Below are 13,497 nucleotides of genomic sequence, written 5' to 3' on the forward strand. Positions count from 1 at the left end.
GAGCAGCTGCAGCCACTAAAGATGGTGTGCTAGATAAGAAAACTAAAGAGTTAATTTCTTTTGCTTTGGGTGTGGCCGCTTGTTGTGATGGTTGCCCGGGTTCTCATACGCAAGCCTTAGTTAAACTTGGCGCCACCAGGCAGGAGGTAGTAGAAACGCTTGGCATGGCTACTTATATGGGTGGCGGCCCATCGTTAATGTATGCAGCAGATGCTTTAAGTGCATTTGAACAGGCACAGGCCTAAACAAAGTTATTGCAGCAAAAGAAAAAGCCTCGCATTGCGAGGCTTTTTTACATCAGCGATACATCTTTACTGCGCTAGCGCTTCACGAATCATGCCTGCGGCAACCGTATGATTTGTGGCTTCATCAATTAAGATGAAAGCGCCCGTGCGCTGTGATTGGTCAAACAAGTCTGCAACGATTGGCTTTTGCAAGATGAAATTAACGCGACCAATTTCGTTGGTGGATAGCGTATGCACATCGCTTGCTTGTGATAGTGTTTGCACATCCAAGACTCGTTGAATATTCTTCACCTTTGCGCCAACGGTATTGGTGGTGTGACGTAAAGCGTACTTCCGACTCAATGAGAGTGGCTCGCTGTCTAACCAGCATAAATCGGCAGATAATTGTTTGCTCAGGACTGGCGGTTTACTGTCTTCAGTGCTAATAAATAGAGAGCCGCGTGAAACATCGATGTCCTCAGATAGCTGAATGGCAACAGCTTGACCTGTCTCGGCTGAACCAACCGCATTGCTGTCGTTGGTTTGTTTTCGGTTGGAGCGGTTGCCTAGATAGATTTCTGCAACTGTAGCTTCAGAGCCCCCTGGCAATACCTGGATTTTTTGTCCTTGACGAATACTGCCAGACTCGATTTCGCCAAGGTAGCCACGGAAGTCATCGGAAACGCTGCCATCTTGACGAGCCACATATTGCACTGGGAAGCGAAGTGCTAACTTTTCAGACTGAGGGCTGGTATTCAAGCTGTCTAGCCACTGCAAGAGGGTAGGCCCTTTATACCAAGGTGTATCTGTACTGGCAGTAACGACATTGGCGCCAAGCAATGCGGAGATTGGAATCAATGTTGGTTTAGGTAGGCCAATCTTCTGAGTGAGATCTTCAATGGATGTTTTAATGGCATTAAATACTTTCTCATCAAACTCATATATGTCCATCTTGTTTATGGCAAATACCACGTGACGTAAACCTAGAAGGTGAACAATAGCTGCATGACGCTTGGTTTGCGCCAGCAGGGTTTCGGGAGTGGCGTTGAGATCAACGCGGGTTGCATCTACGAGGATCACGGCAACATCAGATTGGGAGGCGCCAGTAACCAAGTTACGGGTGTACTGCTCATGTCCGGGGGCGTCAGCAACAATGAACTTGCGCTTTGGCGTGGAGAAATAGCGATAGGCCACATCAATGGTGATGCCTTGTTCGCGTTCAGCCTCTAGACCATCAGTTAGAATGGCTAAGTCAACACCCGCATCAGAGGAGGTGACGCGAGCATGCTTAGTCTTGGAGAGGGATTCTAATTTGTCTACCAAAATAGACTTAGTGTCATAGAGTAAGCGGCCAATTAAAGTACTCTTACCATCGTCTACGCTACCAGCGGTAATGAAACGAACGACGTTTTGATTTTGATTGGTGGTCATTAAAAGTAACCTTCTTTCTTGCGGCGCTCCATGGAGGCCTCATTGGTTTGATCATCCATGCGAGTTGCGCCACGCTCCGTGATTTCGGTGATGGCGGTTTCGGCAATGATCTCTAAAGGGGTGGCCGCGGTGCTGAGTACTGGGCAAGTGCAGCTGATATCACCTACGGTGCGGAATCGCACACTGAGGATCTCGCTGATATCGTCAGTTGCCTTTGGCGTAACGTCGGTTACTGGCACCAATCAATTCTTTTTCTTTACCACTTCACGCTGGTGTGTGTAATCAATACTTGGGAGCTCGAGATTCTCGCGAGCGATGTATTGCCAAATATCAAGCTCAGTCCAGTTGGAAATTGGGAACACGCGCATATTTTCGCCTTTGGCGATGCGGGCGTTGTAGAGGTTCCAGAGCTCAGGACGTTGCGCTTTAGGGTCCCATTGGCCGAATTCATCACGGAACGAGAAGATGCGCTCTTTTGCGCGGGCTTTTTCTTCATCGCGACGAGCGCCGCCCATTAGGGCGTCGAATTCATATTCGGCAATGGCTTCGAGCAAGGTCACTGCTTGAGCGGCGTTGCGCGAAGCGGTTGCTTTACGTAAGCGAACAGTGCCTTTTTTGATGGAGTCTGCAACATGACCAACGATTAATTTGACGCCGGTCTTTTCCACTACGGCATCGCGATAGGCGATGACTTCTGGGTAGTTGTGGCCTGTATCAATATGCAAAATCGGAAATGGCAGCTTTATAGGGCGATCACCAAACTGGAAAGCTTTGCGCGCTAAGTGCAACATCACAATAGAGTCTTTTCCGCCAGAGAACAGCATGGCTGGGTTGGAGCACTGCGCTACCACTTCGCGGATGATGTAGATTGATTCAGCTTCAAGCCAATCCAAGTGATCATCAAGTAATTTTTGTTCTGACATTCTGGAAGTTATTTCTACTAAGTTTTAATGATGAATTTGTTTTATTTATTAACGTGGAGACCGCATTCTTTGCTATCGCTTTGTAGCCACCACCAGCGACCAGCGCGAATATCTTCACCCTTCTTCACCTGACGGGTGCAGGGTTCGCAGCCAATGCTGGGGTAGCCCTTCAGATGCAGCGGATGAATCGGAACATTCTCTTGTTTGATGTAAGCCCAGATATCAGCTTCGCTCCAGTCAAACAAAGGATTGAACTTCGCGATGCCTCGTGCATCATCCAACTCTTCTAAGTTGAGTTCGGTGCGAGTGGTAGATTGTTCGCGTCGTTGTCCTGTAATCCAAGCGTCCGCGCCGAGCAATGCCGTGTTCAGGGGTTTAATTTTGCGCGCGCCACAGCAAGCTTTTTTTGGTTCTTCGCCATCGTCAAAACCATTCATGCCGTATTGATCTACGAATGCTTGAACATCGCTTTCTTCTGGGTAGACTTTTTCAATGGATACGCCGTAATGATCTTCAGTGGTTTTGACCATGTCCACGGTTTCTTGATGGAGGCGACCAGCGGCTAAGGTAAATAGTTTGATTTTGGCCTTTGCTTGACTGATCGCATCAGTCACCACCATATCTGCTGCCGCGAGACTGGTTGCGAAGCGAACATCAGAGAATCGACTAGAAATATCCACCAAACGCTGTTTTAAAACGACAGACTTTTCAGCAAGCCGAGCAGGGGTGAGGGTGCTTGGTGGTATTGACCAAAATTCTGGAGCGATCATGAGGAGACTAATTTAATCCCAACTAAAAACAGGGTTGCTGCAAGGGTTGTTCTCGTTGCACGCTCAGATAGAGTGCTAGAGAGTTTTGCACCCAACCAAATTGCGGGCACCGATCCAAGTAACAGACCAAACAGCAAATCGAAGTGCACATTACCAAGCCACCAATGCCCAATTCCGGCTAGCGCAGTTAGTGGCACTGCATATGCAATATCGGTGCCGGCTACTTGAGCGGGTTTAAGGTGGGGGTAGAGTACTAATATGAGGGTTGCACCAATGGCGCCGGCACCAATTGAGGAAACCGTGACTAATACATCAATTACAGCCCCGACAAGAATAGTTGCAAGCTTTAAGCTTGTCCCGCTTGGTAGGAATCCTGGATTATCTTGAACCCATTTCACAATCTGTGCTCTAAATAATAAGGATGCTGCTGTTAATAGAACAGAGATGCCAATTGAAATGCTAATTAAGTGATTGAAATTTTTTGAAACTGGTCCAACATACTTGAGTATGAGGATTGACAGAACTGCAGTAGTGAGGCTACCTACACAAAGTAGTCGAACGATATCCCAGCGAACAGTTCCATGAAGTCTATTGGCAGCAGTGCCAAAACCTTTGGTGATTGCTGCAAATGCCAGATCAGTTCCTACTGCAGTGGTTGGTGCTACACCAAAAATAATGGTGAGCAACGGAGTCATTAGCGAGCCTCCACCAACGCCAGTCATGCCAACTAAGAGGCCAACGAGCTCGCCAGAAAGAATAAATTGTGAGGAATCTATAAAAAAATTTGATCATGATTTGGTTCTCTGATTAAACAAATGATTGCTCAAATTCTTCAAGCTTTATCGCATTCATGAGAAATAGAATCTGACGCTGGAAACTCTTGCGCTCTCCAACTTTGTCGTGAGGCAGGCGGTCATGTTCGCGCAATCAACCGGTAATAACTGGGTTGAAGTGCTCTCGTACGGGTGACATTGCGATTCCTTGGTAAATATCTTGTTTAGAAGCATTTACCAAGCCAGATATATATCCAAAAGGAATATACAAATATATATAAATTACTTTTAGGTATAAAGAATATGCCCGATCACTTTTCTACGAAAGCGCGTTCGAAGACATAGTCACCCATTTGACCAAGACTTGGAGAAACCTTGAAACCTTTAGCATCGAGCATCTCAGAAGTTTCTTTGAGCATGGATGGGCTGCCGCAAATCATGGCGCGATCCACTGCTGGATCGAGTGGTGGCAAGCCAATATCTTTAAAGAGTTGGCCAGACTCAATCGCAGTAGTGAGGCGGCCAGTGTGCTTAAAAGCCTCACGAGTCACTGTTGGGTAATAGATGAGTTTTTCGCGAATGAGTTCGCCCAAGAATTCATCTTGAGTCAACGCATCTCTGATGTAATCCGCGTAGGCTAACTCACTGACTAAACGCACCCCATGAATGAGAACCACCTTGTCAAACTTTTCATAAGTCTCTGGATCGCGGATGATGCTCATGAATGGCGCAAGACCGGTGCCAGTGCTAAACAAGTACAAATGTTTACCTGGATTTAAATCGTCCAACACCAGGGTGCCAACAGACTTCTCGCTCACCAGAATCGGATCACCGACTTTGGTCTTCTGCAAACGCGATGTTAAGGGACCATCTTGAACTTTAATACTCAAGAATTCCAAGTGTTCTTCGTAGTTTGGGCTCGCAACGCTATAGGCGCGCACTAAAGGTTTGCCTTCCACCTCAAGACCAATCATTAAGAAGTGGCCGCTACGAAAGCGCAGACCCTTATTGCGGGTGGTGGTGAAGCTAACAAGAGTGTCATTCCAGTGGTGAACTGACAGAACGGTTTCGATGTTATATGCGGCCATAAATATGTATTGAGGTTAATAGCAAAACGATGATTATCCCATTCTTGAGGCTCTACATTGGGGCTTATCCTCTAAAAAGCAGGATTCTGTAGTGATATAGATAAGACTTTTAGTAATCAGGCATTGGTTTCAATGGGCTTGCTTGTCTATTGGCTATCATCTAGAGGTGACAAGAATCCAGCACCTCCTCTTATCTATATTTAGTTTGAGTTTGGTGATATTTGCCGTCATCTTGCAGCAGATTGGATATCAGGGCGTGAGCTTTTTGCCATGTCCTTTATGCATTTTGCAAAGAGTGGGTTATCTCGTGGTGGCCATTTCTTGTCTATTGGCAGCCAGTATTGCGCCTTTGAGAAAACTATTTCATGGATTGGCGGTATTGGCTGCTGGGTATGGGCTGGGAGTCGCTAGTCGCCATGTTTGGCTGTTATCCCACCCAGCAACTTCTTGCGGCATTGATCCATTAGAAACTTGGATTAATCAATTTCAGCTGGCGAATAGTCTTCCTTGGTTGTTTAAGGCGGATGGATTGTGTTCATCAACACTTCCAGCCATATTGGGATTGCAAGTTCCTGAGTGGTCTTTGCTATGGTTTGCAGTTATTTTATTGACGTTAGCTATTACCTTTTTTAGAAAATCAACATCGTAGTCTTAAGTGATAGAAGATTTCATTCTTAGTAAATACTTCTTTTACAAGTTTTGCTTTCGCTCATAAGCTCTTTATCAACCCCATTTTTTGCAAAAAAATACTCATGACTTACTTTGCCGATAACTCACTAACCATTGGTAAGACACCATTAGTTCGTCTCAACCGTGTAATTGATGGCGCCAAAGCAACTGTGCTCGCCAAGATTGAAGGTCGTAACCCCGCCTATTCGGTGAAGTGTCGTATTGGTGTTGCGATGATTAATGATGCTCAAGAAAAAGGCCTTCTTGGCCCAGGCAAAGAAATCGTTGAATCCACTAGCGGCAATACCGGTATCGCTTTGGCTTTTGTTGCCGCGGCTCGTGGCATTCCGCTCACACTCACAATGCCAGAAACCATGAGTATTGAGCGTCGCAAGTTGCGTACTGCCTTGGGCGCGAAGATTATCTTGACTGAGGGGCCACAGGGTATGAATGGCGCGGTTTCAACAGCTAAAGAGATTGCCGAGTTTGATCCCGCTAAGTATGTATTGCTCCAGCAATTTAGCAACCCATCAAATCCCGCTATTCATGAGAGTACTACCGGCCCGGAAATTTGGGAAGACACTGACGGTAAGATTGATGTGTTTGTTGCTGGCGTAGGTACGGGTGGAAATATCTCCGGTGTTGGTCGATATATTAAGAATGTAAAGAAAAAGAATATTGAAGTGGTAGCGGTTGAGCCAACTGCGATCCCAGTGGTCACGCAAAAACTCAATGGCGAAGAAATTAAACCTGCCACACACAAAATTCAGGGGATAGGCGCAGGCTTTATTCCAGATAACTTGATTTATCTGTGGTGGATAAGGTGGAGCAAGTCTCTAATGAAGAAGCTATTGAATTTGCTCGACGTATTGCCAAAGAAGAGGGTATTGTTGCTGGAAAATATTTCTATGCTTACTGGCATGGTCAATAGTGCTGGATTAAAGCAACTATGGATTACAAAAGCGACTAAGGCGGTTTCTGGTTTTATTCCAGTAGACCCTAAAACTGGGCAGTTAACAGGTGAATTAATCGGCATGCCTGATTTAGAGGCGGTTGTTAAAGCGGTGGGTAAATATTCACAGGATCTGACATTTGAAACCTATCGCAAAGCTGAAAAAATCTATACCTCTAATGGTTTCACAACAGCGCAAAGTTACGAAGCCAGTATTGCAGATATACGCTTGGCCATTGATAGGAAAATCGTCAATATTGATTTAATTGCGTTACCAACATTTGATACGGTTGATCAAATGTTGGCGACCAATCCGAATTTCCAGTTTGGTGTTTATATCCAGGGCGATAAAGGCTTTAAGGTTGCCGGCATTCAGGTGCCAACCGATGGGGCGCCACAACTGCGTTTGGCTTATTTTTCTAAACCCTACAGCGATACCGCTGGGTTTTCAAAAGACTGGCGTGGATTTGCATACTATCCACAAGCTCTGATTGATAAATACACCAAGCTAGCCTATGAGAAAAATATTCAATACTTTGGTTATAGCAATGGTGACGCCGGCATTGATATGACTCTTACCGCTCTAAGCAAATCGATTGCGGAGACGGGTATTACAGAAGATCGCCGTACTGTGATTGCCCATTCCTTCTTTATCCGTGACGATCAGCTGGGTGATTACAAAAAGAAAAATATTATGGCGGTGATGATGCCAAATAGAACTTGGTTGTATGGCGATGTCTATAACAAAGCCTTGGAAGGTGAGCGGGCCGCCAATCTCAGCCCTGCAAATAGCGCCAATGCGAAAGGCATTACGCTTGCCTTGCATAATGACACCCCTTCATCTGGTCCGAATGTGCTCTTTTCCGTGTGGAGTGCGGTCAATCGCAAGACATTCTCTGGTGAAGTGTTGGACCCTGAGCAACGCATTTCCCCCTATTTGGCTCTGCAGGGTTTTACAAAGGACGCCGCTTATCAATACCGTGAGGAGTCTAGCAAAGGGACTATTACGGCTGGTAAGTTAGCGGATTTAGTGGTCTTAGATCAAAACCCTCTAAAGGTGAGTCCGAGTGATATTAAGAATATTCAGGTTCTTAAAACAATTAAAGGCGGTGTTGAGGTCTACGGCAATTAATTAGTCTGATCTGGGCATAAAAAAAGAGAGGCAATTGCCTCTCTTTTTTCTATGTGGAAGAGCTTACTCTTCTTCGCGACGCAAATGGGGGAACAGGATCACATCGCGAATATTGGGCGCATCAGTCAGAAGCATCACGAGACGATCGATGCCAATACCGCAACCGCCAGTCGGAGGCATGCCATATTCAAGAGCACGGATGAAGTCATGATCAAAATACATCGCCTCTTCGTCACCAGCTTCTTTTTGCTCTACTTGTTTGCGGAAACGATTAACTTGATCTTCAGCGTCATTTAACTCGGAGAAGCCATTGGCAATCTCGCGGCCGGTGATAAAGAGTTCGAAACGCTCTGTAATGCCTGGGCGAGTGTCAGATTCTCTAGCTAGAGGACTGACTTCGATTGGGTAATCGATGATGTAGGTTGGTTCCCAAAGGTGTTCCTCTGTAACCAATTCAAATAAGGCCAATTGGAGGGCGCCAATACCGGCATTCTTGAGGGTTTGGGCATCTGGATTCTCGCCACCTTTTTGCAATTCTGAGCGGATGAAGTTAGCATCGTCCAATTGAGCAGCTTCATATCGCTTACCTGATTGACCGCAGTACTTGAGGATAGCTTCAGTAACGGTGAGGCGTTGGAATGGTGTACTAAGATCAAGCTCGCGACCTTGGTGCGTCAGTACAGCAGTGCCTTGTGCATCGATTGCTGCCGCACGAATCAAACCTTCAGTGAAATCCATTAACCAACGGTAGTCTGTATAAGCTGCATAGAATTCCATCATAGTGAACTCTGGGTTGTGACGCGAACTCACACCTTCGTTGCGGAAGTTGCGGTTAATTTCAAAGACGCGTTCAAAGCCACCAACTACCAAACGCTTAAGGTAAAGTTCTGGAGCAATACGCAAGAACATTTGCATATCGAGTGCGTTGTGATGGGTAATGAAAGGCTTGGCTGCAGCACCTCCTGGAATAGGGTGGAGCATCGGTGTCTCCACTTCCATAAAGTCTGCATCTAGCATGTGGCGACGTAGTGATGCGATGGCATTGCTGCGCGCTTTAAATGTATTGCGACTTTCTGGATTAACAATCAGGTCCACATAGCGCTGGCGATATTTTGTTTCGAGATCTGAGAGGCCGTGGAATTTATCCGGCAAAGGGCGCAGTGATTTGCTGAGTAAACGCAAGTTACTGCATTCAACAGAAAGCTCGCCCTTATTGGTCTTAAAGAGATTGCCTTCGGCGGAGATAAAGTCGCCCATATCCCAGTGTTTAAAGGCGCCATGAACATCGGCGCCGCTCAACTCATCATTGATGTAAAACTGAATCTGACCGCTTCGATCCTGAATAGTCGCGAAGCTCGCTTTACCCATGACGCGCTTAAGAACTATGCGTCCCGCTACTTTGACATGAATCTTCTTGGCTGCCAACCCTTCTTTTGTCAGGCTGTCATAGTGCGCATGTAAATCTGCAGCTAAATGCGTTGGGACAAAGTCATTCGGAAATGCAACACCACCTTCACGTAGCTTAGCGAGTTTTTCACGGCGTTCCGCAATGATGTGGTTTTCATCAACTGCTTCAGTGGATGGAGCGGCTGTATTGTTTGAATTGGTTTTATCGTTCATATCTATAGTAATGCATAATGGGAGTTGGTTTTACACGCCTTGCTTCAGGCTGGCTTCAATAAAGGCATCGAGATCACCGTCTAATACTTTCTGAGTATTAGAAATCTCAACATTGGTACGTAAGTCTTTAATGCGGCTTTGATCCAAAACATAGGAGCGGATTTGATGACCCCAGCCTACATCTGTTTTGCTAGCCTCTAATTTTTCTTGTTCAGCGCGACGCTTTTGCATCTCATGCTCATAAAGGCGAGACTTCAACATCGTCATGGCTTCAGCGCGGTTGCGGTGCTGGCTTCGGTCGTTTTGGCACTGCACCACAATTCCGGTTGGAATATGGGTTACGCGGACTGCTGAGTCTGTTTTATTAATGTGCTGTCCACCTGCGCCAGACGCGCGATAGGTGTCCGTACGAATGTCCGCAGGATTTACTTCAATCTCGATTGAGTCATCAATTGCTGGATAGACATAGATGGAGGCAAATGAAGTGTGGCGGCCATTGGACGAATCAAAAGGCGATTTACGTACCAAACGATGCACACCCGTTTCTGAACGCAGGTGACCATACGCATATTCACCATCGACTTTGATGGTGGCGCTCTTAATGCCGGCAACGTCTCCATCAGACTCTTCAAGGATTTCGGTTTTGTAGCCTTTGCGTTCACAATACTTGAGGTATTGAAGATAGAGTATACTGGCCCAGTCGCAGGCTTCAGTGCCGCCAGCACCCGCTTGAATATCGATAAAGCAATTGCATGAGTCCATCTCATTGTGGAACATGCGACGGAACTCTAAGTCACCAATAATCTTGCTATAGCTCTCGACATCTTGCTCGATAGCGGCGATCGTTTCGAAATCACTTTCTTCTTTGGCCATATCGAATAGCTCAAGAGCACTAGTGATATTGGTATTGAGATCAGTCAGTGTGGCAACTACGCCGTCGAGCATTTTTTTTTCTTTGCCGAGCGCTTGCGCTTTCTTTTGATCATACCAAATGGTGGGATCTTCCAGAATTGAATTAACTTCGGTAAGGCGACGTGACTTTACGTCGAAGTCAAAGATACCCCCGAAGAGCTTGCTCACGAGTGAGCAGATCGGATAAGGTATTTGAAATAATGTTTAGTTGTTCAACTTCCATCTTCTAATTATAAGGGGGTTATTCCGTTGAGCCCTCAGACGCTAGGGGTTCGTCGTGGGCTTCAATCATCAGCTGAACGCGGGTTTGGCCTTGATAGCGGTCAGTAACCAGGCGGTAGGCTAATTTCGCTTTGGCAGGCAGGCTTTGCGTGCGGTTAAACCAAACGGCTGTGAGTGGTTTATTGCTTGTCTTTGGTTCGGAGATCCCTATCGGACGAACTAACAGGCGCAAATGCTTTTCTTTCATGAGGCTTTGTTGGGTAATCTCAAATTCCCCATAAAAAACCGGTTGCGCGAAACCTTGGCCCCAGATCTCCTCGGCCAGGAGATCGCCAATTGCAGGGGTAAATTCAGAAGGCTCCAACATGCCATCGTGAGCATGGTGACGCTTCAGTAATTCATCGGTCAACAACTCTGTGGCAACCTGTTGAAAGCAGGCGTCAAACCTCTCAAAATCATCTTTACGAATAGTGAGTCCAGCAGCAATCGCATGCCCACCAAATTTCAGAATTAAACCAGGCCCTCGCTTAGAGACGAGATCCAAAGCATCTCTTAAATGAAAGCCTGTGAGCGAGCGACCTGAGCCACGTAATTCTTCGCCGGTGTTGCCATCGGCTGGTGCAAAAACAATGGCCGGACGATTAAAGCGTTCTTTTAGGCGTGAGGCAACAATACCCACAACACCTTGATGCCACTCCGGATTCCATAAGCAAATACTGTTGCGCTCGGATAGGGTTCCAGAAAGCTGGTCTTCAGCAAGGTGAGAGAGGGCGGTCTCTTGCATACCGCTTTCAATAACCCGTCGTTCGCGGTTGATGCGATCAAGCTCATGTGCCAGCGTCATTGCCTCATCGCTGTTATCGGTGAGCAGTAGGCGAATGCCTAAAGTCATGTCCGCCAAGCGACCGGCGGCATTGAGTCTTGGGCCAATCGCAAAACCTAGATCGAAAGTATTTGCTTTGCGTGGGTCGCGGATAGCCGCCTGAAATAGCGCCTGTATGCCTGGTTGTGAGATCCCCGAGCGCATGCGTTTTAAGCCATTCGAAACTAGTATGCGATTGTTACGGTCCAGTTGCGCCACGTCGGCTACTGTTCCTAAGGCAACTAGGTCCAAGAGGTTCTCTACCTTCGGTTGGGTTTCGTTTGTAAATTTTCCACGCTTGCGAAGTTCTGCGCGCAAAGCCACTAATAAATAAAACATGACACCAACACCAGCTAGGGCCTTGCTTGGAAAACTGCAACCGGGTTGATTGGGATTAACAATGGCTAACGCTTTAGGCAAATGATCCCCTGGAAGATGATGGTCAGTCACAATGACTTCCATGCCAAGTTCACGAGCACGATCAACACCTGCTTCACTGGCGATACCATTATCAACTGTAATTAAATATTTTGGCTTGGGGTGTTGTTGTGCAGCTAATTCCACTACTTCAGGCGTGAGTCCGTATCCCATTGTGAAACGGTTAGGCACTAGAAACTGAATTGGCGTTTCGGGACCGCCCAGCATGCGTAAGCCTCGCAGACCAACTGCGCAGGCCGTAGCGCCATCACAGTCATAGTCGGCGACGATGAGCATGGGCTCTTGATTCTCCAGTATGTCCGCAAGCAAAGACGCTGTGCTGATGCAATTCTTGAGCTCAATTGGTGAGAGCAGTTGCTTTAAATCTAGAGAGAGCTCCTCTGGAGACTGGAGGCCTCGTGCGGCATATAGTCTTGCCAATAGGGGGTGGAGACCGCTCTGCGCCAACCAAGTAGCAGTACGTTCTGAGAAAGGGCGTTGAGAGAATACGCTCATATAAAACTCATTCCTGAGTAATTTCTTTCCAGCTTAGTGGCGCTGACTTTTTCCAGAAAGCCCAAGATTTTTTATGAAGATCTTTGATGGTGAGAATGCGTTCGCGAAACTTTCCTTTTGGAAAATCAATAATAGCTAATTCATCTATTTGTTTGTTCAGCAGACCTTCCTTTAGCTGTGGCCACGCTAATTGAGGTTGTTCCAGCCAGGCAAAGGCGCCAGCTAAATTTTGTTCATTCAAATGATTTTCGTAGGGGGCATTCAAATACCTCGCCAAGCCAGACAGCATAGGGTGTTGACCAATAAGTCGCTGTGATTGCTGGAGTACTTCGGGGACTTGCATATCGTTGAGCTTGCCAATGCCGCTAATCCAGATCGAGTTAATGCTCGGCATCCCACGTTGCTCGCGTTCTTCATTTACTGGACCGATATGCCAAAGCATCTGAATTTCATTTTGAAGTTTTCGCCAACGTTTAGCGATACCTTCTTCTTTGGTATCCCGGGGCATCCACCAATCAATATTGCGACCATGCGCTTGATCTACGCTATGGCTAGCTAGGCTAGCAAAAGGCCCGGCAGGGATGAACCAGTAGTGTTGATTTTCAAAAAGAATCGAGCTCTGGAAATCCTCTTCTATGAATGGAAGAGCTGCTTTAAGTAGTTGGGCGGACTCTTCTGCTCTCAGATCAACTTGGTTTTGCCCCATCAAAATGAGGTGATCTCTTGTGGCGTGAAGATGAACTGGCTGCAGGCAAGCGATGACTTGATTTGGATTGACTGCCTGATTGGATTGTCCAAGAAGCAATACTGGTGCAAGTGGCGTCAACTCTCCGAGTAAAAAGCGCTCATGCGGCAGCCCTTGACTTGGACCACCCCTGCTGTCAAACTCGTCCAAGACATCTTCCCCTGAAAGCATCAGGGTAAAGCGGCGGATCTGGGCTTTGGTGGGGATGGAATTAGTAGTCATTCTCTTGATTTTAGGTGGC

At 46.7% G+C, this 13,497-nt stretch carries 10 protein-coding genes and 3 pseudogenes; 4 read left to right on the forward strand and 9 right to left on the reverse strand.

Annotated features, from left to right (window positions below; translation table 11 throughout):
* Positions 1-20 precede the first annotated feature (20 nt).
* Positions 21-245: pseudogene (locus DXE35_RS02350) on the forward strand (carboxymuconolactone decarboxylase family protein); the annotation flags it as partial.
* Positions 246-311: 66 nt separating this feature from the next.
* On the opposite strand, the gene DXE35_RS02355 reads toward DXE35_RS02350, so the two are convergent.
* From DXE35_RS02355 to DXE35_RS02375, 5 genes and pseudogenes are all read right to left on the reverse strand, one after another.
* Entirely contained in the window at positions 312-1,655 is a 1,344-nt protein-coding gene (locus tag DXE35_RS02355; RefSeq protein WP_114689447.1) for a sulfate adenylyltransferase subunit 1, read from the reverse strand.
* Positions 1,655-2,578 (reverse strand): annotated as a pseudogene (cysD, locus tag DXE35_RS02360) (sulfate adenylyltransferase subunit CysD). The gene DXE35_RS02355 and the pseudogene cysD overlap by 1 nt, the downstream one beginning before the upstream one ends.
* A gap of 41 nt (positions 2,579-2,619) precedes the next feature.
* Complete coding sequence (locus DXE35_RS02365; RefSeq protein ID WP_114689448.1) at positions 2,620-3,348, reverse strand: phosphoadenylyl-sulfate reductase; 729 nt, start codon at positions 3,346-3,348, stop codon at positions 2,620-2,622.
* Positions 3,345-4,124 carry a sulfite exporter TauE/SafE family protein gene (locus DXE35_RS02370; RefSeq protein WP_114689449.1) on the reverse strand — a complete coding sequence of 260 codons (780 nt, stop codon included), beginning with the start codon at positions 4,122-4,124 and terminating at the stop codon, positions 3,345-3,347. The genes DXE35_RS02365 and DXE35_RS02370 overlap by 4 nt, the downstream gene beginning before the upstream one ends.
* 308 nt (positions 4,125-4,432) lie before the next feature.
* Positions 4,433-5,209, reverse strand: a complete 777-nt coding sequence (locus tag DXE35_RS02375; protein ID WP_114689450.1) for a ferredoxin--NADP reductase — start codon at positions 5,207-5,209, stop codon at positions 4,433-4,435.
* Between the two features lie 166 nt (positions 5,210-5,375).
* On the opposite strand from DXE35_RS02375, the gene DXE35_RS02380 reads away from it, so the two are divergent.
* The 3 genes and pseudogenes from DXE35_RS02380 to DXE35_RS10075 all read left to right on the forward strand — a co-directional run bounded on the left by DXE35_RS02380 (position 5,376) and on the right by DXE35_RS10075 (position 7,962).
* Positions 5,376-5,858: a disulfide bond formation protein B gene (locus DXE35_RS02380; protein WP_114690353.1), complete on the forward strand. Its 483-nt coding sequence runs from the start codon at positions 5,376-5,378 to the stop codon at positions 5,856-5,858.
* Positions 5,859-5,961: 103 nt separating this feature from the next.
* Positions 5,962-6,776 (forward strand): annotated as a pseudogene (gene cysK, locus DXE35_RS10070) (cysteine synthase A); the annotation flags it as partial.
* A gap of 10 nt (positions 6,777-6,786) precedes the next feature.
* On the forward strand, positions 6,787-7,962 hold the full coding sequence (locus DXE35_RS10075; protein ID WP_231970136.1) for an amidohydrolase: 1,176 nt from the start codon (positions 6,787-6,789) through the stop codon (positions 7,960-7,962).
* Positions 7,963-8,025: 63 nt separating this feature from the next.
* Here the strand turns inward: DXE35_RS10075 and lysS are convergent, their stop codons facing one another.
* The 4 genes from lysS to DXE35_RS02405 all read right to left on the reverse strand — a co-directional run bounded on the left by lysS (position 8,026) and on the right by DXE35_RS02405 (position 13,478).
* On the reverse strand, positions 8,026-9,582 hold the full coding sequence (gene lysS, locus DXE35_RS02390) for a lysine--tRNA ligase (protein ID WP_114689452.1): 1,557 nt from the start codon (positions 9,580-9,582) through the stop codon (positions 8,026-8,028).
* Positions 9,583-9,612: 30 nt separating this feature from the next.
* Positions 9,613-10,717 (reverse strand): peptide chain release factor 2 gene (prfB, locus tag DXE35_RS02395; protein WP_114689453.1). Its coding sequence is split into 2 segments (ribosomal slippage): positions 9,613-10,635 and positions 10,637-10,717, totalling 1,104 coding nucleotides; the frame shifts between segments, so codons are not numbered across the junction.
* 18 nt (positions 10,718-10,735) lie between these two features.
* Entirely contained in the window at positions 10,736-12,511 is a 1,776-nt protein-coding gene (recJ, locus tag DXE35_RS02400) for a single-stranded-DNA-specific exonuclease RecJ (RefSeq protein WP_114689454.1), read from the reverse strand.
* A 7-nt stretch (positions 12,512-12,518) separates the two neighbouring features.
* Positions 12,519-13,478 carry a hypothetical protein gene (locus tag DXE35_RS02405; RefSeq protein WP_231969929.1) on the reverse strand — a complete coding sequence of 320 codons (960 nt, stop codon included), beginning with the start codon at positions 13,476-13,478 and terminating at the stop codon, positions 12,519-12,521.
* Positions 13,479-13,497: the final 19 nt, after the last annotated feature.

The organism is Polynucleobacter necessarius, assembly GCF_900095215.1.
In the GTDB taxonomy this organism is placed as follows: domain Bacteria; phylum Pseudomonadota; class Gammaproteobacteria; order Burkholderiales; family Burkholderiaceae; genus Polynucleobacter; species Polynucleobacter necessarius_H.

Excerpts from the sequence above, each read along its gene's own strand:
- lysS (WP_114689452.1), bottom strand. The coding sequence starts at position 9,582 with ATGAACGATAAAACCAATTCAAACAATACAGCCGCTCCATCCACTGAA.
- recJ (WP_114689454.1), bottom strand. The coding sequence starts at position 12,511 with ATGAGCGTATTCTCTCAACGCCCTTTCTCAGAACGTACTGCTACTTGG.
- DXE35_RS02405 (WP_231969929.1), bottom strand. The coding sequence starts at position 13,478 with ATGACTACTAATTCCATCCCCACCAAAGCCCAGATCCGCCGCTTTACC.
- DXE35_RS02365 (WP_114689448.1), bottom strand. The coding sequence starts at position 3,348 with ATGATCGCTCCAGAATTTTGGTCAATACCACCAAGCACCCTCACCCCT.
- DXE35_RS10075 (WP_231970136.1), top strand. The coding sequence starts at position 6,787 with ATGCTTACTGGCATGGTCAATAGTGCTGGATTAAAGCAACTATGGATT.
- DXE35_RS02355 (WP_114689447.1), bottom strand. The coding sequence starts at position 1,655 with ATGACCACCAATCAAAATCAAAACGTCGTTCGTTTCATTACCGCTGGT.
- DXE35_RS02375 (WP_114689450.1), bottom strand. The coding sequence starts at position 5,209 with ATGGCCGCATATAACATCGAAACCGTTCTGTCAGTTCACCACTGGAAT.